This is a genomic window from Arthrobacter sp. BL-252-APC-1A, assembly GCF_009696625.1.
Classification (GTDB): Bacteria; Actinomycetota; Actinomycetes; order Actinomycetales; family Micrococcaceae; genus Arthrobacter_B.
The window spans coordinates 101431-127885 of sequence record NZ_VULS01000006.1 but is presented as its reverse complement, the minus strand read 5'-3'; the positions used below and the strand labels follow the sequence as shown (position 1 = coordinate 127885).

Annotated in this window: 26 protein-coding genes; 6 read left to right on the top strand and 20 right to left on the bottom strand. The window is 63.8% G+C overall.

What is annotated here, in order from left to right; all coding sequences use genetic code 11:
* Window positions 1–112 precede the first annotated feature (112 nt).
* Entirely contained in the window at window positions 113–1819 is a 1707-nt protein-coding gene (locus FYJ28_RS10990; RefSeq protein WP_154579303.1) for a hypothetical protein, read from the bottom strand.
* 256 nt (window positions 1820–2075) lie between these two features.
* Here FYJ28_RS10990 and FYJ28_RS10985 point away from each other — a divergent pair, with 256 nt between their 5' ends.
* Window positions 2076–3383, top strand: coding sequence for an AI-2E family transporter (locus FYJ28_RS10985; RefSeq protein ID WP_154579302.1), 1308 nt, complete (start codon window positions 2076–2078; stop codon window positions 3381–3383).
* A gap of 21 nt (window positions 3384–3404) precedes the next feature.
* On the opposite strand, the gene FYJ28_RS10980 is transcribed toward FYJ28_RS10985, so the two are convergent.
* Entirely contained in the window at window positions 3405–3764 is a 360-nt protein-coding gene (locus FYJ28_RS10980) for a hypothetical protein (protein ID WP_055239638.1), read from the bottom strand.
* A 39-nt stretch (window positions 3765–3803) separates the two neighbouring features.
* On the opposite strand from FYJ28_RS10980, the gene nucS reads away from it, so the two are divergent.
* Window positions 3804–4499, top strand: a complete 696-nt coding sequence (nucS, locus tag FYJ28_RS10975; RefSeq protein ID WP_055239637.1) for an endonuclease NucS — start codon at window positions 3804–3806, stop codon at window positions 4497–4499.
* Between the two features lie 264 nt (window positions 4500–4763).
* A complete protein-coding gene (locus FYJ28_RS10970) occupies window positions 4764–4967 on the top strand; it encodes a cold-shock protein (RefSeq protein ID WP_055239636.1) in 204 nt (67 codons plus the stop codon).
* Between the two features lie 116 nt (window positions 4968–5083).
* On the opposite strand, the gene murA is transcribed toward FYJ28_RS10970, so the two are convergent.
* The 14 genes from murA to FYJ28_RS10900 all read right to left on the bottom strand — a co-directional run bounded on the left by murA (window position 5084) and on the right by FYJ28_RS10900 (window position 17903).
* A complete protein-coding gene (gene murA, locus FYJ28_RS10965) occupies window positions 5084–6349 on the bottom strand; it encodes a UDP-N-acetylglucosamine 1-carboxyvinyltransferase (RefSeq protein WP_154579301.1) in 1266 nt (421 codons plus the stop codon).
* A gap of 109 nt (window positions 6350–6458) precedes the next feature.
* Window positions 6459–6887: a DUF2550 domain-containing protein gene (locus FYJ28_RS10960; RefSeq protein ID WP_055239634.1), complete on the bottom strand. Its 429-nt coding sequence runs from the start codon at window positions 6885–6887 to the stop codon at window positions 6459–6461.
* A 9-nt stretch (window positions 6888–6896) separates the two neighbouring features.
* Window positions 6897–7190 (bottom strand): F0F1 ATP synthase subunit epsilon, encoded by a 294-nt coding sequence (locus tag FYJ28_RS10955; RefSeq protein ID WP_055239633.1) that lies wholly within the window; start codon window positions 7188–7190, stop codon window positions 6897–6899.
* A gap of 5 nt (window positions 7191–7195) precedes the next feature.
* Entirely contained in the window at window positions 7196–8659 is a 1464-nt protein-coding gene (gene atpD, locus FYJ28_RS10950; protein ID WP_055239632.1) for a F0F1 ATP synthase subunit beta, read from the bottom strand.
* Window positions 8660–8728: 69 nt separating this feature from the next.
* Entirely contained in the window at window positions 8729–9622 is an 894-nt protein-coding gene (locus tag FYJ28_RS10945; protein ID WP_055239631.1) for a F0F1 ATP synthase subunit gamma, read from the bottom strand.
* Between the two features lie 96 nt (window positions 9623–9718).
* A complete protein-coding gene (gene atpA / locus FYJ28_RS10940; protein ID WP_055239630.1) occupies window positions 9719–11356 on the bottom strand; it encodes a F0F1 ATP synthase subunit alpha in 1638 nt (545 codons plus the stop codon).
* A gap of 100 nt (window positions 11357–11456) precedes the next feature.
* Window positions 11457–12272 (bottom strand): F0F1 ATP synthase subunit delta, encoded by an 816-nt coding sequence (locus tag FYJ28_RS10935; RefSeq protein WP_154579300.1) that lies wholly within the window; start codon window positions 12270–12272, stop codon window positions 11457–11459.
* Entirely contained in the window at window positions 12272–12823 is a 552-nt protein-coding gene (locus FYJ28_RS10930) for a F0F1 ATP synthase subunit B (protein WP_154579299.1), read from the bottom strand. Before FYJ28_RS10930 ends, FYJ28_RS10935 begins: the two co-directional genes overlap by 1 nt.
* Before the next feature lie 44 nt (window positions 12824–12867).
* Window positions 12868–13086, bottom strand: coding sequence for an ATP synthase F0 subunit C (atpE, locus tag FYJ28_RS10925; RefSeq protein WP_055239627.1), 219 nt, complete (start codon window positions 13084–13086; stop codon window positions 12868–12870).
* A gap of 70 nt (window positions 13087–13156) precedes the next feature.
* Window positions 13157–13963: a F0F1 ATP synthase subunit A gene (gene atpB, locus FYJ28_RS10920; RefSeq protein ID WP_055239626.1), complete on the bottom strand. Its 807-nt coding sequence runs from the start codon at window positions 13961–13963 to the stop codon at window positions 13157–13159.
* A gap of 94 nt (window positions 13964–14057) precedes the next feature.
* Complete coding sequence (locus tag FYJ28_RS10915; protein WP_055239625.1) at window positions 14058–14336, bottom strand: hypothetical protein; 279 nt, start codon at window positions 14334–14336, stop codon at window positions 14058–14060.
* A 1-nt stretch (window position 14337) separates the two neighbouring features.
* The gene (locus FYJ28_RS10910; RefSeq protein WP_154579298.1) at window positions 14338–14817 is read right to left on the bottom strand and encodes a hypothetical protein; all 480 of its coding nucleotides are present in this window, start codon (window positions 14815–14817) and stop codon (window positions 14338–14340) included.
* 153 nt (window positions 14818–14970) lie between these two features.
* On the bottom strand, window positions 14971–15975 hold the full coding sequence (locus tag FYJ28_RS10905) for an MraY family glycosyltransferase (protein WP_055239623.1): 1005 nt from the start codon (window positions 15973–15975) through the stop codon (window positions 14971–14973).
* The gene (locus tag FYJ28_RS10900) at window positions 15975–17903 is read right to left on the bottom strand and encodes a polysaccharide biosynthesis protein (RefSeq protein ID WP_154579297.1); all 1929 of its coding nucleotides are present in this window, start codon (window positions 17901–17903) and stop codon (window positions 15975–15977) included. The genes FYJ28_RS10905 and FYJ28_RS10900 overlap by 1 nt, the downstream gene beginning before the upstream one ends.
* A 179-nt stretch (window positions 17904–18082) precedes the next feature.
* On the opposite strand from FYJ28_RS10900, the gene FYJ28_RS10895 reads away from it, so the two are divergent.
* The 3 genes from FYJ28_RS10895 to FYJ28_RS10885 are packed head-to-tail and all read left to right on the top strand — an operon-like array spanning window position 18083 to window position 20953.
* Window positions 18083–18982, top strand: coding sequence for a glycosyltransferase (locus FYJ28_RS10895; protein WP_154579296.1), 900 nt, complete (start codon window positions 18083–18085; stop codon window positions 18980–18982).
* 9 nt (window positions 18983–18991) lie between these two features.
* Entirely contained in the window at window positions 18992–19936 is a 945-nt protein-coding gene (locus FYJ28_RS10890) for a glycosyltransferase (protein ID WP_154579295.1), read from the top strand.
* A 45-nt stretch (window positions 19937–19981) separates the two neighbouring features.
* Complete coding sequence (locus tag FYJ28_RS10885) at window positions 19982–20953, top strand: NAD-dependent epimerase/dehydratase family protein (RefSeq protein WP_326831666.1); 972 nt, start codon at window positions 19982–19984, stop codon at window positions 20951–20953.
* Here FYJ28_RS10885 and FYJ28_RS10880 read toward each other — a convergent pair.
* From FYJ28_RS10880 to rho, 4 genes are all read right to left on the bottom strand, one after another.
* On the bottom strand, window positions 20950–21750 hold the full coding sequence (locus FYJ28_RS10880) for an L-threonylcarbamoyladenylate synthase (RefSeq protein WP_055239619.1): 801 nt from the start codon (window positions 21748–21750) through the stop codon (window positions 20950–20952). The two genes, FYJ28_RS10885 and FYJ28_RS10880, sit on opposite strands and share 4 nt — an antisense overlap.
* A gap of 5 nt (window positions 21751–21755) precedes the next feature.
* Window positions 21756–22637, bottom strand: a complete 882-nt coding sequence (gene prmC, locus FYJ28_RS10875; RefSeq protein WP_055239618.1) for a peptide chain release factor N(5)-glutamine methyltransferase — start codon at window positions 22635–22637, stop codon at window positions 21756–21758.
* An 8-nt stretch (window positions 22638–22645) separates the two neighbouring features.
* Window positions 22646–23725: a peptide chain release factor 1 gene (prfA, locus tag FYJ28_RS10870; protein ID WP_055239617.1), complete on the bottom strand. Its 1080-nt coding sequence runs from the start codon at window positions 23723–23725 to the stop codon at window positions 22646–22648.
* Between the two features lie 179 nt (window positions 23726–23904).
* On the bottom strand, window positions 23905–26094 hold the full coding sequence (gene rho, locus FYJ28_RS10865; RefSeq protein ID WP_326831665.1) for a transcription termination factor Rho: 2190 nt from the start codon (window positions 26092–26094) through the stop codon (window positions 23905–23907).
* Window positions 26095–26455: the final 361 nt, after the last annotated feature.

Sequence of the window (26455 nt, the reverse complement as noted above, 5' to 3'; positions counted from 1 at the left end):
ACCCTAATACGGGCACTGTGCTGCCGGGCAAGTGTCCCCGCAGGTTCTGCTGAAACGGCAGCAGCGCCGCAGGCATTGGTTGCCTGCGGCGCCGCCGGTAATGAACGCTTCCTTACTTCAGTTTGGCGGAGAGCAGTTCCTGCGCTGCGCCAATGACCTCAACCTGGTCGGAGCTGCCGGCCGGAGGCACATACAGCATCACTGCCTCGCCGTAGGTGACGTCGATGCCCTTCTCGGTGTTCTTCTCACCGGTCAGGCTCTCGTAAATGGTGCCCTCCAGGTTGATCGAGTCGCCGGCTTCGCGCGGCACGCTGGAGTAGTCGTGGGACATGTAGCCGAAGACGATCGCCCCGCCGTCCGCTGTCCGAAGTGCCCTGGTGTCGGCGGCAACCGGAGTGTGCTTGAACGTGATGGTTGCGAACTCGTTGTCCGGGTTGGCCGTCACCTCGGCCTGGAACTTGGTAACTGCCTCCGCAAAGCTGTTCGGTGCGAAAGTTCCCTTGTTGTCACCGTCCGGGTTGGTCAGTGCGTCTGCCAGCGCCTCGACTGATGCCTGGGGTGCGAGGGCCAGGTCCTCATCGGAGTCCGCAGCTGCGGCTTCCACGCCCGCTCCGTCAGCCGGGGGCTGGGGGAATGTTGTGCCCGGCAGCATCTGGATCGCTGAGACAAGCTTGTAGTTTTCCCGCGCGGATTCCTGCACCAGCATCAGTGCCTGGGGAACGGTGTTGTTCTCCCCCTGGGTAACGGCAATGACCGTCCGCGGGAACTCTGTCCCCGTGGCGACGAGGTCGGTAAGCAGCGGAGCAGCTGCGACAGCAGCGGGAGCCTCCGTGTCAGGGACCTTGGCAGCCGCTGCATAGTTGGCTTTCCGCAGCTCCAGTGCCGTTGAGGCGGTGCGGTCAGCCAGCAGCTTCGCGTCCTTGGCTGCGTCTGCCTTCTGGACCGTCCCGGCAACAGAGCTGAGGATCCTGGCCAGCTGCCCGTCCAGCACCACCGGATAGTTCTCCTCGGGAGCACTGGTTTCGGCTGCGGTTGCGGCACCGGGAACCATGCTCACTGCCAGGCCGCCGGCCAGTACCGCGGCGGTAATCCCGGCTGCGGTGCGGGGTGCGGTGTTCGTGGCAGACGACGACGCAGCACCGGCGCCCCGGCGGGCTACGATTCGCTGGGCAGCGGTGTCGGATTCCCGTACTGCACGGCGGCTGCCGGGTGCAGGCGGGGTCGGCTTGCCGCCGCTGCGGGCCAGGAAGGCAAGCGCCAGACCAAGCACGGCGGCCAGTGCACCGGCGATGATCAGCGGAACCGCCAGCGGCGTTCCTTCGTCGTTGGCCCAGCTGAGCGTGATATCGGTGGGAGCCGGTGCAGTTCCATCGGAGGCGATCAGTACCGAGAAGTCTCCGGCGGCCGGCGCGGTCCAGGTATAGGAGACCTCGCCGTCCTCGGCTTCCTCGCTGACCCAGAGGTCTGACCCGGCCGGATTCGGGACCGTTGTTTCGCCCTCGGCAGTTTGCGCGCTGAGGGAATCCTCGGTGCCTGCGGAGATCCGCGTGACGGCTGCATCGCCAACCCAGGCATCGACGTCGGCTGACCGGCCGACTGCCAGGAACACGGGGTCCGCGGACCGCACCCTGATCTCTGCGCCGTCCGGCCGCGAGGCCAGCAGGTCAGCCTCCAGCACGGCGACCGGAGCGGTTCCGGCATCCTGGGGCGCCTGGGCCGTTACGGTTTCGGGCGGAGCCCACAGCGTGCGCTGGCCAATCCCGATGAGCATCATCAGGATTCCGAGCACTATCAGCGGAACTGCAATTTTGTTTCGCACAGCTTACCTATCGTTGGTCACGGTCCTCCGCTTGGGCAGCGGGAACGGGACGTGATGCCCCTATGGTCATCCTCATTGGCGGTTGCTTTATAACCCTATGGTAACGAAAGCCCCTCCAAGAGCACATTTGGGCATCCGGGGCTCCCCTGGGGGTCCCTGCAGCGGGCCTTCGCCCGCAGCCGGTATACGACTGATAATCTGGCGCGGCACGGTACACCCCGAGCAGCAGTACAGGCACCGAGGGAGAGCAAGCCAGATGAGCGAAGACCGGGACCTTCCCGTCGACGAACCACTCCCTGCGCCGGGTGCCCCTCCCACCCGCCGCGAGCGGCTGAGTTCGGCCAGCTCACGTGTCTGGCGCATGGTCTCCCGAATCCCGGGTGCACGTCCCCGCCCACAGTTCGACTTCCCGCCGGAAGAGGAGGAACTGGAGATCCTTCCCGAACCGGAGGTGGACCCGGACGCCAAGCTTTCGGATGAACGACGCCGGTTCGGAGGCGCCCAGCCTCCGAACGTGACCGGCGCCGGCCCGGATAAACACCCCATCCGGTTCGGTTTTATGTTCACGGTTGGCGTGGGCTTTGCCCTGCTGCTGTTCTTCATCATCACCAACGTCGGGGAACTGCTGGTTTGGATTGGTGCTGCACTTTTCATCGCCCTTGGCCTTGACCCGGTGGTGCGCTGGCTCAGCGCACGGGGAGTCCCCCGGCCCGCGGGCATAGCCATAGTGGTGGTCGTCCTTGCCGGAGCCGTCACCGCATTCTTCGCCACCCTTATCCCCACGATCGTCAGCCAGACCACTGAAATCGTGAACAATGCCCCGAGCTATGTGGACCGGTTCCTCTCCTCCGACTTCTTCGTCACCATTGAGGCACAGTTCAAGATCCGCGAACGCGTGGATGAAGAGGTGCAGAAGTTCTTCTCCAACGCTGACGCGGTGGGCGGCATCTTTGGCGGGGTCCTTAGCGTTGGCACAGTCATCGCCAACGGCCTGTTCGGCGCGCTGATCATCCTGGTGCTGACGCTCTACTTCCTGGCCTCGCTGCCGTCGATGAAGAAATGGGCCTACCGGCTGGCACCGCGCAGCCGCCGCAGGCGGGTGGAAGCCCTCTCGGAGGAAATCACCGGAAGCGTGGGGAACTACGTCATCGGCCAGGGCTTCGTGGCACTGCTTGACGCCCTCTACGCGTTCATCATCATGACCATCACCGGAGTTCCGTTCTCCGTGCTGCTGGCATTCGTCGTCGCGCTCCTGGCCTTCATCCCGCTGGTCGGCCCGCCGATCGCACTGGTGCTGGTCTCGCTCGTCGCCCTCACGGCCAGCTGGCAGACGGCGGTGGTTTTCGCCATTCTCTACATGGCCTACCTGCAGTTTGAGGCCTACTTCGTTTCTCCGCGCGTTATGCAGCGGGCGGTGGCGGTTCCCGGCGCAGTGGCGGTCATCGCCGTCATTGCCGGCGGAACCCTCCTGGGCGTGCTCGGCGCCCTGATCGCTATTCCCACCGCCGCAGCGGTGCTGCTGCTGATGAAGGAAGTAGTCATTGCCCGGCAGGACCGGATCTAGCCGGTTCCGGAACGACCGGGGCTAGCGGCGCGGAGCGGAACCCGGACGGGTGCGCCAGCACCGGGCATGCCAGTGGCGCCGGTCCTCGACCGCGCTCTGCCTGCCAAAGAGGGAGTCTTCCTGCCAGACCACCAGATGCTCGATCCCGGGCGGAATAATCTGCCCGCAGCCCGGGCAGCGGTAGTCCTTGGCAGCATTCCTGGCGGTGATCCGGCGCACCGACCATTCGCCGTCGGAGGCCGACTCGCGCTGCGGCAGCCCGGCCCGCGCCCGTTCCAGGTCAATGTCAGGGACCGGGGCCGCCCACTTGCGGCGTGCATTGCGTCCCGCGGCCGTGCTGGAAGCCGGCAGCTGCCGGCGGGGACGGTTGGAGCGGGGCATGAGTCCATCTTGCCGCAGCGGAGCCGGTAAAGTGCAACTGTGCGTTTAGTGATAGCCCGCTGCTCCGTTGACTACGTCGGCCGCCTCCGTGCCCATTTGCCCCTCGCTACCCGCCTGCTGATGGTGAAGGCGGACGGCTCCGTGCTGATCCATTCCGACGGCGGTTCGTATAAACCGCTGAACTGGATGAGTCCGCCCGCTACGCTCCGGATCACGGAACCGGCGCCGGACGACGCCGAGGCCGGTGTTGTTGAGGTCTGGAACGTCCAGAGCGCCAAGACCGACGACAAGCTGGTGATCAGCGTGTACGAGCATCTCTCCGACGTCGCCCATGAGCTGGGAACCGATCCCGGACTGATCAAGGACGGCGTGGAAGCAGATCTCCAGCGCCTGCTGGCGGAGCAGATCACGAAGCTGGGCGAGGGCTACACCCTGATCCGCCGTGAGTACATGACTGCCATTGGACCGGTGGACATCCTGGCCCGCGACGCCGACGGCGGCACCGTAGCCGTCGAGCTCAAGCGCCGCGGGGACATCGACGGCGTGGAGCAGCTCACCCGCTACCTTGAACTGCTGAACCGCGATCCCCTCCTGGCACCTGTCCGCGGGGTCTTTGCCGCCCAGCAGATCAAACCGCAGGCACGCGTTCTTGCTGCGGACCGCGGCATTGATTGCCTAACCCTGGACTACGACGAAATGCGCGGTGTGGACGACGTCGAGTCGCGCCTGTTCTGAGCACTTTGACGGCCCGGTTAATGGCCGCAAAACGTGCCGAAAAAATCTCCGAAGTTTTTCTTCGAATCCATTGACGGGTCATTAGTGGTATGTAATTCTATAACCAGTCTTTGTGTAGGTGTTTTTCATGCTCGCAAGACGGTTGCGAGCGTGAAGCTCCTGTAGGAACTGCCTTACCGGCAGGGAACCTGGACTTCCCGCTTCGGTAACAACCACAGGCACGAAGTGTGCCGGTACAGTTCCAGCAATAAAGGAGACAGGCAAATGGCACAGGGAACCGTCAAATGGTTTAACGCGGAAAAGGGTTTTGGCTTCATTACTCCGGATGATTCCGACGGAGACGTTTTCGTCCACTACTCGGAAATCCAGTCCAACGGGTTCAAGACCCTGGATGAGAACCAGCGCGTTCAGTTCGAGATCGGCCAGGGCGCCAAGGGCCCCCAGGCCACCGGCGTAACCGCCCTCTAGTTCTCAGCACCAGCAAAAGTACGCAGCACCAGCAAAAGCGGGGACCGAACGGTCCCCGCTTTTCTGCTGCCCGGACGCTCTCCTGCACCGGGTACGGAAGCGGTGCCTGGGCGGCGTCAGCTGCGGCGGCGCAGGACGTTGGCGCCGAGGCCCCGCAGTGATTCCATAAAACGCTCGTACCCGCGGTCAATGTGGTCCACTCCCCGCACTTCGGTGGTTCCCTCTGCTGCAAGTCCGGCGATGACGAGTGCGGCCCCGGCCCGGATGTCGTTCGCCTCCACCGGTGCGCCGGAGAGGCGCGAGACTCCCTGGATCAGGGCGTGGTGTCCGTCCAGGCGCACTACGGCGCCCAGGCGGGCCAGCTCGGACGTGAACCCCCAGCGGGCTTCGAAGACATTTTCCGTCACCATGCCCGAACCGGTGGACACGGCGTTAAGGGCGACGACGAAGGGCTGGAGGTCAGTGGGAAACCCCGGGTATGGGAGGGTGGAAACATTGATCGGTTCCGGGCGTGCCGGTCCTTTGACTGTAAAACTGTCCTGGCCGGTTTCCACGGCGCAGCCAGCCTGGGAAAGCTTGTCCAGCACCATGGTCAGGGCACGCGGGTCCGCGTTGCGGATCTCGATATTCCCTCCCGTGATAGCCGCTGCGAAGGCCCACGTACCGGCAACAATCCGGTCCGGAACAACCCGGTGCGTCACCGGAGAAAGACTTTCAACACCTTCGATCACGAGCGTGTTGGAACCGATCCCGCTAATGCGCGCCCCCATGGAGCACAGCATCTGCGCAATATCGGTGATTTCCGGTTCCCTGGCCGCGTTGTCGATCACCGTGGTGCCGCGGGCCAGGGTGGCGGCCATCATGATGTTCTCGGTTGCGCCAACCGATGGAAAATCAAGGATGTGGCGGGCGCCGTGCAGGCCTTCCGGAACAGAAGCGATCAGGTAGCCGTGGTCGATGGAAATCGAAGTGCCCATCGCCTCCAGCCCGGCCCGGTGCATGTCCAGTCCCCTCGAGCCGATGGCGTCTCCGCCGGGCAGGGCAACCTCAGCACGCCGGCAGCGGGCCACCAGCGGCCCAAGGACGGAGATCGATGCCCTCATGGCCCGAACCAGGTCATAGTCGGCCTGGTGCCCGGGGACGGCTGGAACGTCGATCCGTACCTCCGCTGCGTCGGCGTCGTAGTCAACCGCGCAGCCCAGCCGGCGGAGCAGTTCCGACATAATCCAGACGTCCTGGATATTCGGCACGTTGGTGATGGTGGAACGTCCCTGCGCCAGCAGCGTTGCTGCCATCAGCTTCAGTACCGAGTTCTTGGCCCCCGGGACGGTCACCGACCCGTTGAGTGTGGAGGGGCCGGTGACAACAATGACGTCTTCCATTCCTCCATACTAAGGTCCGGTTTGGCCACCGGTCCTCAGGGGGTCCGGATACGCGTAAAGGCGCGGGGAATATTCCCCGCGCCTTTACGCGTACTTAGTCCTGCCGGCGTTACCGCCAGGTGCCGATGCCAATCACGGGCCCGGCTTCCAGCCAGGAAGACAGTCCCGTGTAGACGTCGTATTTCATCGCCATGTGAAGCTCGCGTCCTTCGTACTCAAAGGTCACTACGAGTGCTCCGGGCTGAATACGGGCGCGCTCAGCCTCAGTGGGCTGGCGCCACCCCTTCAGCACCAGGGAACTGCGCAGGAACCGGTACGGAGGAACCGGGCTGAGTGAGAGCAGCCGGAGCCATTCCAGATGGGTGTCCGTATAACGACAAACCCCCATCCGCCACCCGCCGGGCGGGAAGCAGATGGAGGCGTCGAAGGTACCCAGGGTGCGCCGCAGCTGTGTGCGGCGCACCCAGAAAAGCGCCGTTGCGAGTACCAGCAGTCCGAGGACCGCTGCCAGCGCAATGAACACGTAGGTACTGTCCATTGGGAAGGGTCAGCGGGTCCCAGCGTTGGCTGCGTCGTTCAGCTGGGCGTTGTCCGCGACGATGACCACACGGTTGGAATCAACGGAGAAGAATCCTCCGTCGACGCCCACCGTGATACGGCTGCCGGACACCGGTTCGATGGCCAGCTCGCCCTCGGCCAGGATCGCCAGCACCGGCGCGTGGCCGGGAAGGATCCCGATTTCACCGTCGGCAGTGCGTGCCTTGACCATCTTTGCCGGGCCGGACCACACAAAGTGGTCGGCCGCGACAATCTCGACTTCGAGTTCAGCAGTGTCAGCCATGGGGCTTACTTCCCGGTCTGCTCTTGGATCTTCGCCCACTGACGCTCAACATCGTCCATGCCGCCAACGTTGAAGAAGGCCTGCTCGGCAATGTGGTCCACGTCGCCGTCGCAGATGGCCTTGAAGCCTTCGATGGTGTCCTTGACGGACACGGTCGAGCCTTCGACGCCGGTGAACTGCTTGGCAGTGTAGGTGTTCTGCGACAGGAACTGCTGGATGCGGCGTGCACGGGCGACGACGATCTTGTCTTCTTCGCCCAGTTCGTCAATGCCGAGGATGGCAATGATGTCCTGCAGTTCCTTGTTCTTCTGAAGGATCTGCTTCACGCGGACAGCCGTGTCGTAGTGCTCCTGGCCCACGTACTGCGGGTCAAGGATGCGCGACGTCGAGCTCAGCGGATCCACAGCCGGGTACAGGCCACGGGATGCGATTTCACGGGAAAGTTCCGTGGTGGCATCCAGGTGCGCGAACGTGGTGGCCGGAGCCGGGTCGGTGTAGTCATCAGCCGGGACGTAGATGGCCTGCATCGAGGTGATGGAGTGGCCCTTGGTCGAGGTGATGCGCTCCTGCAGCAGACCCATCTCGTCAGCCAGGTTGGGCTGGTAGCCCACGGCGGAAGGCATGCGGCCCAGCAGGGTCGACACCTCGGAACCGGCCTGGGTGAAGCGGAAGATGTTGTCGATGAAGAGCAGCACGTCCTGGTTCTGAACATCGCGGAAGTACTCCGCCATGGTCAGGCCGGACAGTGCAACGCGCAGACGCGTTCCCGGCGGCTCATCCATCTGGCCGAATACAAGGGCGGTGTCCTTCAGGACGCCTGCCTCTTCCATTTCGACCCAGAGGTCGTTGCCTTCACGGGTACGCTCGCCAACACCGGCGAACACGGAGGTTCCACCGAAGTTACGGGCAACACGGGTGATCATTTCCTGGATCAGCACGGTCTTGCCAACGCCGGCGCCGCCGAACAGGCCGATCTTTCCACCCTTGATGTACGGGGTGAGGAGGTCGATGACCTTGATGCCGGTTTCGAGCATCTCGGTGGAGCCTTCAAGGTCCGCGAAGTTCGGGGCCTTGCGGTGGATCGGCCAGCGCTCGTTGATTTCCAGCTGCTCAGCCGGAACGTCAAGCGGCTCACCGAGCACGTTGAAGATGTGGCCCTTGACGCCGTCGCCAACAGGCACGGAGATCGGAGCACCGGTGTCGACCACGGCTGCGCCGCGGACCAGGCCGTCAGTGGCCTGCAGGGAGATGGCGCGGACGAGGTTGTCACCCAGGTGCTGGGAGGTCTCGAACGTGATGGTCTTGGTCTCACCGTTGAGCGTCAGCTCGGTGGTGAGGGCGTTGTAGATGGTGGGGATTGCGTCAGCCGGGAATTCGACGTCGACAACCGGGCCAATGACACGGGCGATACGGCCTGTGGCGCCCGGTGCTACGGAGGTTGCTCCGTGCTCGGCAGTTTGGGCAGTCATCTCTCTCACTTCACTCAGTTAGATGGCGTGTGGACTAAGTATTTTCTGGTGGATCTCTTCGAAGGCGGGCTAGGAAGCGCTAAGCGCGTCCGCACCAGCCACGATCTCGGAGAGTTCCTGGGTGATTTCAGCCTGACGGGCGTTATTGCGAAGTCGCGTGTACTTCTTAATAAGATCGGAGGCGTTGTCCCCTGCGGACTTCATGGCACGCTGGCGGGCTGCGAGCTCGGAAGCGGCGGCCTGGAGCATTGCTGCGAAGATGCGTGACTCGATGTAACGCGGCAGCAGGGCGTCAAGGACCTGTTCCGGCTCGGGCTCGTACTCGTAGAGGGGCAGGATGTCCGATTCGGACGGTGCTTCCTCTTCGACTACTTCCAGCGGCAGCAGACGGATAACCGCAGGTTCCTGGACAACCATGGACTTGAAGCGCGTGAACACGATGTGGATTTCGTCCACGCCGCCGTCTTCGTAGGCCGTATTGAAGTCATCGAGGAGTGTCTTGCCGATTTCACGGGCAGTCTCGAACTCGGGCGCATCCGTACCGCCGGTCCACACGCGCTCGTAGGCACGGTCACGGAAGTCGTAGTACGCCTGGGCCTTGCGACCAACCAGGTACGTCTTGACCTCTTTGCCCTCTTCACGGAGCAACTCGTTAAGCGATTCGCTCTGCTTCAGGACGCCGGCGGAATAAGATCCGGCAAGACCGCGGTCGGAAGTCATGATGACCACTGCTGCCCGGCGGATCTGCTCCGGTTCGGTAGTCAGCGGGTGATCGATTTCCGACTGGGACGCCACAGCAGAAACGGCACGGGTGATCGCGTTGGAATAAGGCAGCGCCGCGGCTACGCGGGTGCGGGCCTTTCCAATGCGAGAGGCAGCAATCAGCTCCATCGCCTTGAAGATCTTCTGCATCGACGTGGTCGAGGCGATCTTCTGGCGGTAGACCCGAATTTGGGCTCCCATACTTTTCCTTTCGGTTCCTAGCGTTTTGAACTAGGGGCTAAGGCAATTGCGGCGGGTTCCGCGGCCGGTGTGAACCGGCCGCGGAACCCTAAGCCGCTAGCGCTTCTGCTTGACGATCTTTTCCTGGTCGACTGCATCCTCGTCCAGAGCCGATGCCTCTTCGTGGCCGGCTGCAACCATGCGGTTGTCGCCTTCGCCGAAGAAGCCCTGCTTGAAGTTGGTGATGAGGGTCTTGAGTTCATCCACCGTTGAATCTTCGAGCTTGTTGGTCTCGGCCAGAACGGTCAGGACCTTCGAAGAGTGGCGGACGTGGTCAAGGAACTCGGATTCGAAGCGGCGGATGTCTTCCACCGGAACGTCGTCGAGGTAGCCGTTCGTACCGGCCCAGATGGAGACAACCTGGTCTTCAACGGGGAACGGAGCGTACTGGCCCTGCTTGAGCAGTTCCATCAGGCGTGCACCGCGGGTCAGCTGCTGGCGTGAAGCAGCGTCCAGGTCCGAAGCGAACATGGCGAATGCCTGCATGTCGCGGTACTGGGCCAGTTCCAGCTTCAAAGTACCGGAGACCTTCTTCATGGCCTTCTGCTGTGCAGCACCGCCAACGCGGGAGACAGAGATACCGACGTCCACTGCGGGGCGCTGGTTGGCGTTGAAGAGGTCCGACTGCAGGAAGATCTGGCCGTCGGTGATGGAGATGACGTTGGTCGGAATGTAAGCCGACACGTCGTTTGCCTTGGTTTCGATGATCGGCAGGCCGGTCATCGAGCCTGCACCGAGCTCGTCAGAGAGCTTTGCGCAGCGCTCCAGCAGGCGGGAGTGCAGGTAGAAGACGTCGCCCGGGTAGGCTTCGCGTCCCGGCGGGCGCCGCAGCAGCAGCGACACGGCGCGGTAGGCTTCAGCCTGCTTGGAGAGATCATCAAAGATGATCAGGACGTGCTTGCCGCCGTACATCCAGTGCTGGCCGATGGCCGAGCCGGCGTACGGTGCCAGGTACTTGAAGCCTGCGGGGTCAGATGCCGGGGAGGCCACAATGGTGGTGTACTCCATGGCGCCTGCGTCTTCGAGGGTGCGCTTGATCTCGGCGATCGTCGAAGCCTTCTGGCCGATGGCCACGTAGATGCAGCGCACCTGCTTCTGCGCATCGCCCGAGGCCCAGTTGGCCTTCTGGTTCAGGATGGTGTCGACGGCGATTGCCGTCTTGCCGGTCTTGCGGTCACCAATGATCAGCTGGCGCTGGCCGCGGCCGATCGGGATCATCGCGTCGATGGCCTTCAGGCCGGTCTGAAGCGGCTCGTGAACCGACTTACGCTGCGTAACACCCGGTGCCTGGAGTTCCAGTGCACGGCGTGCTTCAGCCTGGATCGGTCCCATGTCATCCATGGGCTCGCCCAGCGGATCGACGACGCGGCCAAGGAAGGCATCCCCAACGGGGACGGACAGGACTTCACCGGTGCGGTGAACTTCCTGGCCTTCTTCAATGCCGCCAAAGTCGCCAAGGACAACGACACCGATTTCACGGGTGTCGAGGTTCTGGGCCAGGCCCAGCGTGCCGTCCTCAAACCGAAGCAGCTCGTTCGCCATCACGGAGGGCAGGCCCTCCACACGGGCAATGCCGTCGCTGGCGGTGGTTACGCGGCCAACTTCAACGCGCTCTGCGTTTCCGGGTTCGTAGGACGCCGCAAATTCATTCAACGCATTACGGACGTCGTCGGCGTTGATGGTCAATTCGGCCATCTGCAGTCCCTGCTCTCCTATGTTGTGATCATCGCTTCGTGCCGATGACCTTCGATTGGTTCTCAAATGTTTCTCATGGCCGGTAGAGCCACAAAGGTGGCTAAACCGCGAGCTTCCGGCGCAGTTCCGACAACCGGGTCACCACGGTGGAATCGACGACTTCATCGCCCACCGTAACCCGGATACCACCGACGATCGAGGGATCAACGGTTGCGTTGATCTTCAGCTCACGGGCGTACAGGCCGTTCAAGGACGCCTGCAGCCGTGCACGCTGCTCATCGGTGAGGGGCCGGCTGGTCCGCACTTCTGCGATCCACCGCTGCTGCCGTCCAGCCACCAGTTCCAGGAACCGGGTGACCAGTGCAGTGGGGCGGAGGCCGCGCGGAGCGGTAACAGCCTGCCGGATCAGTACCTTGGCTGCGTCAGACGCTCCGGGTACAAGTTTCAGTGCCAGCTCTGCCCGAGCCTGAACAGTTGCCTGCGGGTTGGACAGTGCGCGCTGCACTTCATGGCTGGACGCCACGGTCTCGTTGAAACGGAAGAGGTCTCCCTCAAGTTCCTCAAGGCCGGCTGCACCGGGACCCTTGTTTTCCGCGACCGCGGAGACAACCGTTGCAGCCAGGGTTTCCAGAGCATCCCCGAGGTCGCGCGGTGTGCGCCACCGGGATTCAACCAAAGAAGCAACAATCTGCTCGGCGTCGGCCGAAACCTTGCCGCCAACCAGTTTGGAGACCAGGGCTGCCTTCTCATGGCCGTCACGAGCCGGATCAGTCAGGGCCCGCAGCAGGCCGGTCTGGCCGTCCAGGAGGCCCAGGATTCCAAAGAGTTCCTCGGCAAGGCCAAGGGTCGCGTTGGGAAGGCGTGCTTCCAACTGACCCTGGGCCGCTGCCAGTGACTCGCTCGATATACCTGCCATTACTGAACCGCACCTGCGTTCTGCGAGGTTTCCAGCTCATCCAGGAAACGGTCCACTACGCGTGCCGAACGAGCGTCGTCTGCGAGGGACTCGCCGACGATCTTGCTTGCCAGCTCAGTGGCCAGGGTTCCGACTTCGCTGCGGAGCGAGACAACTGCTGCCTGCCGCTCTGCTTCGATGGCGGCCTGGGACTGTTCCATGATGCGTGCCGATTCGGCAGCAGCCTTTGCCTTCAGGTCGGCGAGAATCTGAGCGCCTTCAGCGCGCGCTTCCTCACGGATCCGGTTGGCTTCGGTGCGTGCGTCAATCAGCTGCTGCTTGTACTCGTCGAGGGCAGCGCTGGCCTCAGCCTGTGCTGCCTCGGCCTTGGCAAGTCCGCCTTCGATGGCCTCGGTACGTTCTGCATACGTCTTCTCGAACATCGGGACGACGAACTTGACGACGATGAACATCAGCACGGCGAAGCCAAGCAGTGTTACCAGGATCTCCCAGATGTTTGGGATCAGAGGATTAGCGCCTTCAGTGGCGGCGAGGATTACTGCCTCGTTCATTTCTCATCCGTCCTATCTACTTGGTGTGGGAAAACGCGCTGAAACTATCCGAGGACGAACGCGAAAACCAGACCAAGGATGGCGAGTGCTTCGGTCAGGGCCAGGCCCAGGAATGCGATCGGCTGCAGCACGCGCTGTGCTTCCGGCTGACGTGCAACACCGTTGATGTAAGCGGCGAAGACGAGGCCCACACCAATAGCACCACCGATTGCGGAGAGGCCGTAGCCGATGAGGTTAAGGCTGCCGTTGATTTCACCAGTCATTTGGTTTGTTCCTTTCAAGATGCCCGCAGGCAGGTTGTTTGGTTCAGGGGTTTCCCCCTAAGGGGAGGTTTTAGTGTTCCGCGGCTGCGACAGAGCCTTGGATGTAGATCGCAGTCAGCAGGGTAAAGACGTAGGCCTGCAGGCACTGGATCAAAACTTCGAACAAGAACATTGCCACGCCGCCAACGAGCGTCAGCGCGCCAAGCGGCTTCAGCAGGCCTTCAGCCTCGAGCAGCAGGAACTCGGTACCCGATGCAGCAAGCATGATGATCAGGTGGCCGGAGAGCATGGTGGCAAAGAGTCGGAGGCTGTGCGTGATCGGGCGGACCAGGAAGGTCGAGATGATTTCGATCAGGACAACCAGCGGAAGGATGGCCATCGGAACACCGGAAGGAACAGTGGCGTACTTGAAGTACTTGATGCCGTGCTTCTTGATGCCAAGGATGATCCAGGTGAAGTACACGATCGCTGCCAGGGCATATGCCGTTCCAACATGCGAGGTGGTGGGCAGCTGGGCCAGCGGGATGCTGCCCCACAGGTTGTTCAGCAGGATAAAGAAGAAGAGGGAGAACAGCAGCGGGATGAACGGACGGAAGTCCTTCTCACCGATGATGTCGCGTCCGATCGAGTTGCGGACGAGGTTGTAGCTGAACTCGCCCAGGAACTGCAGCCGGCCCGGAACAAGCTGCCGCTTCCGCGCGGCAGCAATAAAGAACCAGCTGATCAGGGCAACGGACAGAAGGATAAGCAGCATCTGCTTTCCAAAGCCCTCGCCGTACTCGGCGCCCCAGGGAAGGATCTCAGGGAGGTGCATTTCATCGAGGGTTGGTGGAACAAACCCCTCTTCATTGGCGGCGGGAAGCGCAAGCGCGATCAACGCGTTTCCTCTCTGCTTTGTCCATCGTTGGGCATTTCATTGGCGGGGGCATGTGGCATGCATCCGTTTACTAAGTTGTGTGACATTGCTTCGTCTAACCCTCGTCCGGCCGTTCTCCACCCGCAGGCGGTTTTGGCTTAGTGGAAGTGAGCCCGTGTGCGGCAGCGACGTAATAACCGCTCAGCCCGCCCAGGGCAATACCTGCAAAAAGAATCCAGCGGGTCTCCAGAAGACTGTCCAGCCCCCACCCTATCAAACCAAGGGCAATGATTCCGGACAGGACATATTGGAGGATCGCGCGACGCTTGCTCAACGGCGCTTCAAAGGCTGCGGGAACCTGGCCGGCTGCATTCTTCTTTGATTTCGCTGCCACCTCAGACTCCTTTCACTTCTTTGTCCGCGCCCGCAGGCGCATCGGAATAAATGAGCTGGCGGGTCCGGGAAAACGCACGGATTTCGGCCACCTGCCAGATTACGACCGTCCCAAGTGCCGCGTAGGCAAACCACGGCCTTTCGAGCCACTGCGGAACTCCCACCATCCACAGAACGGCCGCGAAGCCGACTACTTTGACGGCATATGTCACGGCGAACATTCCGATGGCGCCTGAGGGGTTCTTCCGGCCGACAACGTGGCCTACCAGCAGGCTGATTCCGAAGAACAGGACGATCAGGGCCCAGCCGGCTGCAACGCTGAATGCACCGTTGATGCCCGGGCCAGCCAGGGCCACACAGGCTGCAGCTAGTGCAGGAACAGCTGTCCAGAGAAGGGACGTCTTGAGGATGCCGATCCACGGAGCGTCCGTTGGCCCGGAAACACTGATCCGCTTATCGAGTCCGCCGTTGGCTTGGCTCATGGCTGCAGGATCATCCTTGTGCTTTGGGGGAACGTGGTTCGGGTCCGGGTTGACGCATTACCGTACGCCGCGACGTTTGAATTCTACAGTACATAGAACTGCACAATGACATCGGGGCGTCACCATGTCCCCGGCAGGCATGCCCGGACCGCATCAGGTACGGGCACGCTGCCGCAGACGCGCGGCTATTCGCGGCGACGCGAGGTACAGGGCAGCCACGGCAGCGACGAACACGGTTCCCGCAGCTGTAATGCCCCACCCTGACCCGCCGGTAACCAGGCCGGTGCTGCCAACCAGCACGGTGCATACGGTGACCACCGCTGCCGACTGCAGGTGGCTCAGGCCGGCGTCGGTCAGCCGCTGGTAGACGTGCTGGCGGTGGGCGGCGTACCAGCGTTCCCCGCGCCAGATACGGCGAACAAGGGTGGTAAAGGTATCCAGGACGTAAATCAGGATCGGGAACAGCAGGTACTCCACGTAGACCCCGGCAAGGAAGGCAGCCACAGCGGTCCCGGCAATGGAGGCGCCCAGGAGGTAGCTGCCGACGTCTCCCATAAAGACTGAGCCCCGGCCGAGGTTCCAGGGCAGGAAGGCCGCGAAGGCAGCCGCAATGACGGTTCCGGCAACTGTCAGCCACACCTGGTCGGAGAGCACGCCGGCCACCGCGTACAGGACACCCACTGCCAGTCCGTGCAGACCGGAAATACCGTTCACACCGTCCATGAAGTTTGCAACGTTGATGTATCCGGCGATGACCAGGGTCCCTACCGGCACCCACCAGAAGCTCTGGCCCAGGGCGGCGGCCAGCGCCGTCGTGCCCGCTGCACCGATCGCCAGCTGCAGCCCGAACCGCACCTGGACGGAAAGCCCGCGGAAATCCTCGACCCAGCCCAGCAGGGCAGCAGAGCCGCTGATGCCGATCAGCAGCAGCACCAGGGAACGGTCCACGGCAACGTAGCCGGTAACCAGCGCCGCGGCCAGGCCCAGGAGCACACCGGCGCCGATGGTGGCTCCCACGCCGCGGATGACCACCTTGGTGTGGGAAGAACGTTCATTGGGCACGTCCACTACGCCCAGGCGGCGCAGCAGCGGAATGAAAGCGAAGGGCAGCAGCAGGCTGGCAAGGAAGGCAACTGCGGCCGGAACAGCGAGTCCCATCAGCCGGTCCGCCGCTCGCCCTGCCCGGTCGCGGGCGTGCCGCCCTGGAGGTCAGCCAGGCGAAGGGCCGCCGTATCCGGCAGCGGGAACAAAGCAGCGGCCACTCCCCCGGCGGCGTCCGCCTCTGCAGACGGATCGAAGCCGCAGCGCCGAAGCCAGTCCGCGGCGTCGAGGTCCTCCGGCGCCAGTACGGCCACGGAGGTGTGTGAGATCTTCGGATGCAGCGGGCGCGAATCGTCTTCGCCTGTACCCACCAGGATTTCGTGCAGCTTCTCGCCCTTGCGGAGCCCGGTGAAGACGATTTCGATGTCCTTGCCGGACATGGCGATCATCCGGCGGGCGACGTCGAGGATCTTGACCGGTTCGCCCATGTCAAGAATCAGGACCTCTCCCCCGCGGCCGATCGCTCCGGCCTGGATAACCAGCTGGCAGGCTTCCGGAATGGTCATGAAGAACCGGGTGACTTCCGGATCCGTGACTGTCAGGGGACCGCCCTGGCGGATCTGCTCCGTGAACAGCGGCAGCATGGAGCCGCGGCTGCCGATCACGTTGCCGAACCGGACCGAAACGAACCTCTGGCCGGTCTGTCCTGCCATCCAGGCGGTGAGCTTTTCCGCTACGCGCTTGGAGTGGCCCAGCACGGTTGTGGGGTTGGCTGCCTTGTCCGTTGAAATGTTGACGAAGTGGCTCACGCCCGCTTTTTGTGCCGAGCGAAGTACATTGGCGGTACCCAGGACATTCGTCTTCCAGGCTTCGAGCGGATACTGCTCCAGCAGCGATACATGCTTCAGGGCAGCTGCGTGGAATACGACGTCGGGGCGGCGCTGGGAGAAGATCTCATCCAGAGCACGGGCATCCCGGATATCAGCGAGGACGGTGTCCTTGCCGTTGAGCAGGCCCTGGCCCGTGATTGAGAGCTGAGTCAGCTGGAGGCCGGTCTCATCCCGGTCCACCATGATCAGTTCGCTCGGTTCAAACGCGGTGATCTGCCGGCAGAGCTCGGAGCCGATGGAGCCTCCGGCTCCGGTGACAAGAACCTTCTTGCCGGTGAGGTAGCCGGCGACTTCATCCACGTGGATGTCCACGGGCCGCCGGCCGATCAAGTCCTCAACTGCGACTTCGCGGAAGTCGGTCAGGCCAGCGCCGGCCCCCTTTGCGAGCATGTCCCGCAGCGGCGGGAGCACCATGACCCTCAGGTTCAGGCCCTCCGTCCGGTCGGTGACCTCACGCACCTGCGCCGCATCGACGTCGGCGATCGCGATGATAAGCACCTTGGCCCGTGTGCGCTGGACCAGGTCCGGCAGGTCCACCAGCTTGCCGACCACCGGCACGGTTCCCAGCCGCAGGTGCTTCTTGGCAGGATCGTCGTCGATCAGCCCCACGGGGAAGTACGGAGAATCAGGATCGTTCATCATGCGCGTTACAAGCGAATTGCCCAGGAAACCGGCGCCGTAGATCAGGGTGCGCTGGGCTTCGTCGCCCGGACGGGCCTTGCTCTCAACGTACATGCGCTTCATGTAGCGGATCGCGGCCATGAACAGGCAGGCGAACGGGAAGGCGAGCACGCCCGTGCTTCGGGGAATGTCGATCGCGAGGCCAAAGAGAGCGCTGACCAGGACCAGGATGGCCGAAACCACAATGGTGACGACAGCCAGCAGGCGCATCTCGTGGAAGCTGCCGAAACTGTAGCGGCCGCGGTAGAGGGCGAACGAGTAGCCAACCACCAGCTGGGTCACCACGGCCACCCCGCAGAATGCGGCCAGGCCTGCGACGTTTATCTCATCGACGGACAGTTCGTAGCGCAGGACCAGCGCCAGGACGATGGCCACCACCCAGGCCAGAGAGTCCAGCACATATTGGGACCAGAGCCAGAGTGCCGGCTTCTCGTCCCGGGCCGGGGTGGTTCTGTCCCTGTTTGAATCGTTCATAGTCCTCAGCGGGCCTGCGCCCGGTTCGTGTCTAGGTTGTAAGCGGTCCTGCCGTGCAGCCGGCACGGCAGCGGGTCCAATCCGGTGTAATAGACTGAATTCTATTCAGCATACTAACTGCACCACCCTGAACGTCCGGCAATGCCCGTGCCTCGGGGCGGAGCCCTGAAAGGATCGTCTTGCCGGAATCAGTGGCCGTGGCCGCGGTGACTTTCGACCGCCCCGATGACGTCAAAACCCTCCTGGGGGCGCTGGCCGCACAGTCAGCCGACATCTCTTCCGTAGCCCTCGTGGACTCCGGCAGGGGCCCGGTTAAGGATATAGCCGAGGCATCGGATGCCAATGTCACGTACGTGCGCTCGGAGACAAACCTGGGCGGCGCAGGCGGTTTTTCGCTGGCGATCCTGACGGCAATCGCTTCCGGGGCCGAATGGATCTGGATCATGGACGATGACGCCCATCCCGAAGATCCCGGGTGCCTTCAGGCACTGCTCGACGCCGCCAACGAGCGCGGCCTGGACGTAATCCTTCCCCTGGTGGTCGCGCCGGGCAAACCGGACACACTCAGCTTCCACTTCCGTATTGACGGACGGCTGACGCACGACCGCGCCGAAGTTGCGAAGGCAGGGTTCCTGCCCGGAGTCGGCCATTTCTTCAACGGCGCCCTGATCCGCCGTGACGTCTTTTTCCGGGTGGGACTGCCCGATCTGCGCCTGTTCATCCGCGGCGATGAGACCGATTTCATGATCCGCCTGCGTAAAGCCGGCATTCCCTTCGGCACCCTGACCTCAGTGGCCCTGAGCCACCCGGCAGCTTGGTCCGAGGTCCAGGAGATCCTGGGCGGGAGACTGCATGTGCTGGTCCCGGACACTGAGTTCAAGCGCTTCTTCTTCTACCGCAACCGGGGCCACCTCACCGCGAAGTACAAGCGTGTGCGTTCCCTGGCTGCAGACGTTGTGGGGTACACCGTTTACTTTGCCCGTACCCGTGACCTCCGCGGCTTCCGCAGCTGGCTGCGCGCCTATACCGGCGGTGTCCGCGGAAAAACGTTCGGCCCGCCCTCGGACCTGGGCTTCTAGGTGCCGGGCATGGCAGCGGGAATCGATGGCCTGGCGGTGGTCATTGTGACCTTCAACCGATCCGATTACCTGCGGGGCCTGCTGGAATCGGTGGCGGCACTCGATCCTGCGCCCGCGCGCGTGGTGGTGGTGGACAACGCCAGCACCGACGGCACTGCCTCATTCCTGGAACGCATCTCGGGCGGGTTCCCGGTACCCCTAACGGTCCGCACACTCACCGAGAACACCGGCGGTTCGGGTGGATTCGCCGCGGGGATCCAGACGGCGCTTGATCTGGGTGCCAAGTGGCTGTGGCTCATGGACGACGACGTGGTGGCGCTGCCGGGGGCAGTGGCCGCCCTGGGCGAATGGACAGGCGAGTACGACTGCATCCACGGCCGGCGCTTCGATGAAGCCGGCCGCCCCTTTTTCTGGCAGCACCGGTTTATTCCAGTGCTGGGCGTGCATGTTCCCGTGCGCGGCAATGTCTTCCGGGACAGGCCCGTGTTCGACACGAACGTGGGTTGTTTCGAGGGAATGCTTATCAACGCCGAGACCGTGCGGTCCATCGGCCTGCCGGATCCGCGGTTCTTCATTAACGGCGACGATGAAATCTACGGCTGGCTGGCTTCCCTTGCCCACCGGGTGGCCTACGTCAACGCATTCGTCCTTCGCAAGGTCCGTCCGCAGAAGCAGATAGACCTCGGAATCCGGCACCTGAACGATTCAAGTGACCTCAGCCGGTTCTGCGCCATGCGCAACCGCGGGCACACTGCCGGGTATCTGAGGGCCCACGGCCGGTTCAACCGGGCAGGATTCGCCGCCGGCACTGCACTGACTGTTGCGAAGGAGCTGCTCCGGCTTACCGTCGTTGAGCGCCGGCTCCAGGGCATCAGCAGCCTGTGGCGCGGCTGGCGTGAATCCCGCGCGATCCTTAAGGACTCCGGGTGGCAGCCCATGCCGCCGTTACCGTAAGCGACCAGTGCCCTTGGCGGCGCTGAGAAGTAGGACCAATACCGCGTGAACAGCAGTGCATCATCCAGCCATGCCCCGGAGCCGATCTGGGCCGTTGTGGGCGCCACAGGCTTCATCGGCAGCGCCCTGAGCTCCACCCTGGCGAGCCACGGCATCACCGTGCGTTACGTGAAGGCTCCGCGGCTGAGTGCTCTCTCCGGGGACGCCGCAGGGATCCTGAGCGAAGCCGCCTCGCTCGCAGATGCCAGGCAGGACCTCTTCGGAGAGCTGGAGGGCGCCGACGTCGTAATCAATGCCGCGGGCCTGGCCACACCGTCGGGCGCTGAGACGCCCGGACTCCGCGGCGCCAATGCCCTGCTGCCGGCGCTGATCGCCGATGCGGCGGATGACGCCGGGGTTCGCCGTTTCATCCATCTCAGCAGCGCCGCCGTGCAGGGGCACCGTCCGTACCTCGACGAGTGCGCGCACGTTGAACCGTTCTCGGCCTACTCGCGCTCCAAGGCGCTGGGCGAGGCGGTGCTGGCAGCACGGGGACCGGGAACCTGCTCTGTGCTGTCCCTTCGCGCGACCTCGGTCCAGGGACCGGCCAGGGAAACCACGGCCACTCTGGTTCGGATCGCTTCCACTCCCCTCTCCTCCGTAGCCGGGCGCGGGGATTCCCCCAGCCCGGCCAGTTCCGTGGACGCACTGTGCGAGTTTGTGGTCTCCGTTGGGCTCCATCGCGGCGCCATGCCGCCGGTAATCCTTCAGCCATGGGAAGGCGCAACCGTGGCATCGGTCCTGCAGGCAGCGGGCGGCCGGAAACCGCTGCATCTGCCGGTTTGGTTCTGCCGTGCCGCGCTGAAAACCGGGTACCTGGTGTCAGCACTGCTGGGCGAGCGGCTGCACGGTGTGCTGCGCCGGGTCGAAATGATGTGGTTCGGACAGCGCCAGGAGCCCGGCTGGGCAGAGGCAACGGGCAATGTTCCCGAACCGCGGGTGGAACAGGTCCTCCGCGCGGCCCGGGAAAAGCGCTAGGGCTGCGGGGCCGTCCGGCTTTCTGCTGCGGCGTCCGCGGTTTCGGCTGGTTCTGAAGCCGGCTCCGTTTCTACCCCGGTGGCTTCGACAGCCTCGGCTGCCGGCTCTGCGTCTGCGTGCTCCTGCGCTCCGGGTTCTTCCCCGAGTCCCAGGAGGGACGGCACTACTTTCCGCAGCTCTTCCAGGCTGATGGCACCCTGACGAACCACCCGCAGCGGGAAATCCGTCGCGTCCACGATTGTCGACGGGACGCCCTCGCTGCCCGATTCCGGCCGCGGGCCGGCTTCCAGGTAAACGGCTACGGATTCTGCCAGCTGTGCCTGCGCCTCTGCGGCCGTCTGGGCAGCCGGCTGTCCGGTGCGGTTGGCCGAGGAAACTGCCATTGGCCCGGTGAGTGCCAGCAGATCCAGGGCAATCTCGTCATCGGGCATGCGCAGGGCAACGGTGCCCTTGGTATCGCCCAGGTCCCAGGTCAGGGACGGCTGGGCATGGAAGATCAGGGTCAGGCCGCCCGGCCAGAAAGCTTCTGCCAGGGCACGTGCCTCGGGAGCCACGTCCACGGCCAGTCCGTCCATGGTCTGCAGGCGCGGCACCAGCACGGGCGGCGGCATGGAGCGCCCCCTGCCCTTGGCGGCGAGCAGCGTTGCGACGGCCTGGGCAGAGAAGGCATCGGCCCCGATTCCATAGACGGTATCGGTCGGCAGCACGATGCACTGCCTGTTGGCGATCGCCTGCTGCGCGGCGGCAAGTCCGGCGCTGCGGGAATCAGTATCTGAGCAGTCAAAGCTGGTGGTCACGGGGATTATTCTTTCACGTCACGGGATGTAGTAACTGCTGTTGACCTAACCGCGGAGGTAGCCCGGGGCCGGTCATTGAGGTCCTGGTGGGAAGTGACCTCCTGCCAGGCCGGGTTGGAAGCCAGCCGTTCGGCGATGGTATCCGCCTGCACCTCGGCGTGTTCCATGACGAAATAGCCGCCGGGACGGAGCAGCCGCGCCGCGGTGCGGGCAGCGGCGTCGGGAAGCTCCATTCCGTCCGCTCCGCCGCCGTAAAGTGCCATTGCGGGATCGTGTTCCGCAGCTTCGGGCTCGTTGGGCACGGCGTCTGCGGGGATGTAGGGCGGGTTGGAGGCAACGACGTCGAACGTTCCGTTGTGTCCTTCCAGCGCAGTCCGGAGGTCACCTTCCAGCACCTGGACGCCCAGCGGCTCCAGGTTCTTCCGTGCCCAGGCAAGCGCCAGGGGACTCAGTTCAACAGCGTAGACCTCGGAGCCGGGAGCCTCGGCGGCGATCGATCCGGCGATAGCGCCGGATCCCGTTCCGAGGTCCGCTGCCTTGGCGCCGCCCGGTACGAGCAGCGCCCGGTCGATGGCCAGCTGGGCCACAGTTTCCGTTTCCGGCCGGGGTACGAACACGCCTGGTCCAACCGCAAGCTCGAGCCTGCGGAAATACGCCTTGCCGGTCAGGTGCTGCAGCGGAATGCGGCGCGCCCGCTCGGCCACCAGTTCGTCATAGCCTTCGGGCGCTGCTGCGTCAGTAAAGGCCAATGCCCTTACCCGGCCTACGCTCTCCCCCAGCAGGTGCGCTGCGAGTATTTCGGCGTCGACGCGCGGGCTGGGCACGCCCGCAGCGGAGAGTTCCGCCGCAGCGTGCCGCAGCGCCTGATCCAGGGACAGCGCGGGCATTTCCTTCCCTAGGCTTCGTCGCCGATTGCGTCCAGGCGGGCCTGCTCATCCATTTCGATGGCAGCCTGGACAACGGCTTCCAGGTCACCGTTCATCACGGTGTCCAGGTTGTAGGCCTTGTACCCGGTGCGGTGGTCCACAATCCGGTTTTCCGGGTAGTTGTAGGTGCGGATGCGCTCGGAGCGGTCCATGGTGCGGATCTGCGACTTGCGGATGTCCGAGTTCGCGGCGTCGATCTTTTCCTGCTCGTGCGCCAGAATGCGGGAACGGAGCACACGCATGGCAGCTTCGCGGTTCTGCAGCTGGGACTTCTCGTTCTGCATGGCCACGACAATGCCCGTGGGCAGGTGGGTGATGCGCACGGCGGAGTCGGTGGTGTTCACGGACTGGCCGCCGGGGCCGGAAGACCGGTAGACGTCGATCTTGAGGTCGTTCTGGCTGATCTCGACTTCTTCAGGCTCATCCACTTCGGGAAGTACCAGCACACCGGCAGCGGAGGTATGGATCCGGCCCTGCGATTCGGTGACGGGAACACGCTGGACGCGGTGCACGCCGCCCTCGTACTTCAGGCGGGCGTAAACGCCTTCAGCCGGGTCGTTGGATGAACCCTTGATGGCCATGGACACGTCCTTGTACCCGCCGAGGTCCGATTCCGTGGCCGAGATGATCTCGGTGCGCCAGCCGCGGTGCTCGGCGTAGCGCGTGTACATGCGCAGAAGGTCACCGGCGAACAGGGCTGCTTCGTCGCCGCCTTCACCGCCCTTGACCTCAATGATGACGTCGCGTCCGTCGTTCGGGTCGCGCGGAATCAGCAGCCGGCGCAGCTTTTCCTGCGCATCTGCAAGCTGGTCCTTGAGCACAGGAACCTCAGCTGCGAACTCGGGATCCTCGTCGGCCATTTCCTGGGCGGCGGCGAGGTCGTCTTCCAGTCCGTGCCAGGTGTTGTAGGCATCAACGATCCGGCTCAGCTCGGCGTAGCGCCGGCCCAGGCGCCGCGCCAGTCCCTGGTCAGCGTGCACGGCGGGATCGGAGAGCCGCATCTGGAGTTCAGCGTGCTCATCCAGCAGTCCCTGTATGGACTCAAACATTGTTTTCCATTCCTTCTTCGCGCGTTGGGGTACGCCGGTTACTGCGCATCCCGCTGCTGTCTTAGAACCATTCTCACCCGGATCGGCACCCGTGAATAATCGGGCTGCCGGTTAACTGCCAAGCCGCCCAGGCCCGGGTCCTCCGAAGAGGGCCGGGCATGAGCGGCTAGGTCAGGCAGCTAATCGTTCTTGGTGCCCAGGGTGGTCTTCTGCACCTGCATCAGGAACTCAACGTTGGACTGCGTTTCCTTGATCTTGCCGGTGAGGAGCTCCAGTGCCTGCTGGGTATCAAGACCGGAAAGGACGCGGCGCAGGCGCCACATGATCTTGACCTCTTCAGCGGAGAGCAGGTTCTCTTCGCGGCGGGTGCCCGAGGCGTTGACGTCCACGGCGGGGAAGATGCGCTTGTCCGCGAGGTTGCGGGAAAGGCGCAGTTCCATGTTGCCGGTGCCCTTGAACTCCTCGAAGATGACCTCGTCCATCTTGGAACCGGTCTCAACGAGAGCAGTTGCGAGGATGGTCAGCGAGCCGCCGTTTTCGATGTTTCGGGCTGCACCGAAGAAACGCTTCGGCGGGTACAGGGCCGAAGAATCGACACCGCCGGAGAGGATACGGCCCGACGCCGGAGCGGCCAGGTTGTAGGCACGGCCCAGACGGGTCATGGAGTCCAGGAGGACCACGACGTCGTTGCCCATTTCCACGAGGCGCTTGGCCCGCTCAATGGCGAGTTCGGCAACCGTGGTGTGGTCATCGGCGGGACGGTCGAAGGTGGAGGCAATGACCTCGCCCTTGACGGTGCGCTGCATGTCGGTGACTTCTTCGGGACGTTCGTCCACGAGGACCATCATCAGGTGTACTTCGGGGTTGTTGATGGAGATCGCGTTGGCGATCGCCTGCAGGATCAGCGTCTTACCCGCCTTGGGCGGGGAGACGATCAGGCCGCGCTGGCCCTTGCCGATCGGGGCAACCAGGTCGATGACGCGGGGGCCGATCACCTTGGGCGAGGTCTCCAGGCGCAGGCGCTCGGAGGGGTACAGCGGAACCAGCTTGTTGAACTCGACGCGGTCCTTGTTGTCCTCGGCCGGCTTGCCGTTGACGGAGGTCAGGCGGACCAGGGCGTTGAACTTCTGGCGCGCAGTGTTGCCCTGGTTCTCTCCCTCACGGGGTGCACGGATGGCGCCAACCACGGCGTCGCCCTTGCGCAGGTTGTACTTCTTTACCTGTGCCAGGGAAACGTAGACATCGTTCGGGCCTGGAAGGTAACCGGAGGTGCGGACGAACGCGTAGTTCTCCAGGACGTCCAGGATGCCGGCGACGGGCAGCAGCACGTCGTCTTCAGTGACCTCGACGTCGTCAACCTCGGGGCTGCGGTCGCGGTTGCGGCGGCGCTCATTGCGGTCGCGGAAGCGATCGTTGCGGTCGCCGCGGTCATTGCGGTCGTTCCGGTTCCGGTTCCGGCGGTTGCGTCCGCTGCGGCTGTTGTCGTCACCGTCGGAATCGCGGTTGTCGCGGTCGCTGCGGTTGTTGTCCCGGTTGTTCTCGCGGTCATTCCGGTTGTTGTCCCGGTCGTTCCGGTTGTTCTCGCGGTCGTTCCGGTTGTTCTCGCGGTCATTCCGGTTGTTGTCCCGGTCGTTCCGGTTGTTCTCGCGGTCGTTCCGGTTGTTGTCCCGGTCATTGCGGTTCCGGTTGCGGCCCTGGCGTTCGCCGCGGTCGTCCTCACGGGACTCACGGGAAGAGTCGCCCTTTTCCTGTGAAGCGTCCGCGCCTGCAGTCTCTGCGGCGTTCTCTTCACTGGAAGTTTCACTGTCACTGCGGCGGTTGCGGCGGTTGCGGCCGCGCTCGCGCTGACCCTCTTCGCGGGTGCCTTCCTGAGCCGGTGCGGCTGCGGGGGCCTCTGCCTGTGCCGCCTCCGGTGCCTCGCCGGCGGCGGGAGTGACGACGCCGTCGCTCGCTGCACGGCGGTTGCGGTTGCGGGTGCGGGACGGACGCTCGGCGGCCTTCTCGCCCTCAGCGGCAGCGGGAGCCTCAGCGGCCGGTGCAGCGGCAGCTGCCGGTGCGGCAGCTTCCTTTACCGGACGGTCGGCTCCGGCCTTGTCAGCCTTCGCGGCCTCAGCCTTGGAGCCGCGTACCGGACGGTCAGCTGCGGCACGGTCTGCCACTGCTCCCCCGCGCTGGTGGTTTGAAATGGCCGTAACCAGATCGCCCTTGCGCATGCGGGATCCGCCGGTGATGCCCAGCTGGCCGGCCAGTGCCTGCAGCTGTGCAAGCTTCAGGCCGGCAAGACCGGAGCTCTTTGAATTTGTTTCGCCGTTGGAACCGGCGGATGCTGATGAGTCCACACCTGCAGTCAGGTCGGTGGTATCTGTCACGAAGGATCCTTCCCCCTCGTCGGGCGGTCCGGCTTGGATGCCGGCCGCGTTGAATGGCCCTTGGACCGATGATCTGACATGCGGTCCAGGGTTCACCTGCTGCGGGGATTCCCGGCAACGGTGAATCTGCTGGTGCCTTGATTGGAGAGTCCACGGTAGTTACGGCAGCTTCGCTGCCTGAAAACACCTGGATCAGATAATCATCGACTGACCGTTTCTTGGCAGTCTCCGGAAGGCTACACCGATGCTTGCGTTTCCGCGGGTCGACTTTGCCCAGCCGTCCGAATCGTTATGAAGGCTGCATTTGCCGCCAGCACATCTGGGCTGGAAGCTGCAGAGCACAGCCAACACAGTCAACAAT

Excerpts from the sequence above, each read along its gene's own strand:
- FYJ28_RS10985 (WP_154579302.1), top strand. The coding sequence starts at position 2,076 with ATGAGCGAAGACCGGGACCTTCCCGTCGACGAACCACTCCCTGCGCCG.
- FYJ28_RS10980 (WP_055239638.1), bottom strand. The coding sequence starts at position 3,764 with ATGCCCCGCTCCAACCGTCCCCGCCGGCAGCTGCCGGCTTCCAGCACG.
- FYJ28_RS10970 (WP_055239636.1), top strand. The coding sequence starts at position 4,764 with ATGGCACAGGGAACCGTCAAATGGTTTAACGCGGAAAAGGGTTTTGGC.
- murA (WP_154579301.1), bottom strand. The coding sequence starts at position 6,349 with ATGGAAGACGTCATTGTTGTCACCGGCCCCTCCACACTCAACGGGTCG.
- FYJ28_RS10960 (WP_055239634.1), bottom strand. The coding sequence starts at position 6,887 with ATGGACAGTACCTACGTGTTCATTGCGCTGGCAGCGGTCCTCGGACTG.
- FYJ28_RS10955 (WP_055239633.1), bottom strand. The coding sequence starts at position 7,190 with ATGGCTGACACTGCTGAACTCGAAGTCGAGATTGTCGCGGCCGACCAC.
- atpD (WP_055239632.1), bottom strand. The coding sequence starts at position 8,659 with ATGACTGCCCAAACTGCCGAGCACGGAGCAACCTCCGTAGCACCGGGC.
- FYJ28_RS10945 (WP_055239631.1), bottom strand. The coding sequence starts at position 9,622 with ATGGGAGCCCAAATTCGGGTCTACCGCCAGAAGATCGCCTCGACCACG.
- atpA (WP_055239630.1), bottom strand. The coding sequence starts at position 11,356 with ATGGCCGAATTGACCATCAACGCCGACGACGTCCGTAATGCGTTGAAT.
- FYJ28_RS10935 (WP_154579300.1), bottom strand. The coding sequence starts at position 12,272 with ATGGCAGGTATATCGAGCGAGTCACTGGCAGCGGCCCAGGGTCAGTTG.
- FYJ28_RS10930 (WP_154579299.1), bottom strand. The coding sequence starts at position 12,823 with ATGAACGAGGCAGTAATCCTCGCCGCCACTGAAGGCGCTAATCCTCTG.
- atpE (WP_055239627.1), bottom strand. The coding sequence starts at position 13,086 with ATGACTGGTGAAATCAACGGCAGCCTTAACCTCATCGGCTACGGCCTC.
- FYJ28_RS10910 (WP_154579298.1), bottom strand. The coding sequence starts at position 14,817 with ATGAGCCAAGCCAACGGCGGACTCGATAAGCGGATCAGTGTTTCCGGG.
- FYJ28_RS10905 (WP_055239623.1), bottom strand. The coding sequence starts at position 15,975 with ATGGGACTCGCTGTTCCGGCCGCAGTTGCCTTCCTTGCCAGCCTGCTG.
- FYJ28_RS10900 (WP_154579297.1), bottom strand. The coding sequence starts at position 17,903 with ATGAACGATTCAAACAGGGACAGAACCACCCCGGCCCGGGACGAGAAG.
- FYJ28_RS10890 (WP_154579295.1), top strand. The coding sequence starts at position 18,992 with ATGGCAGCGGGAATCGATGGCCTGGCGGTGGTCATTGTGACCTTCAAC.
- prmC (WP_055239618.1), bottom strand. The coding sequence starts at position 22,637 with ATGCCCGCGCTGTCCCTGGATCAGGCGCTGCGGCACGCTGCGGCGGAA.
- prfA (WP_055239617.1), bottom strand. The coding sequence starts at position 23,725 with ATGTTTGAGTCCATACAGGGACTGCTGGATGAGCACGCTGAACTCCAG.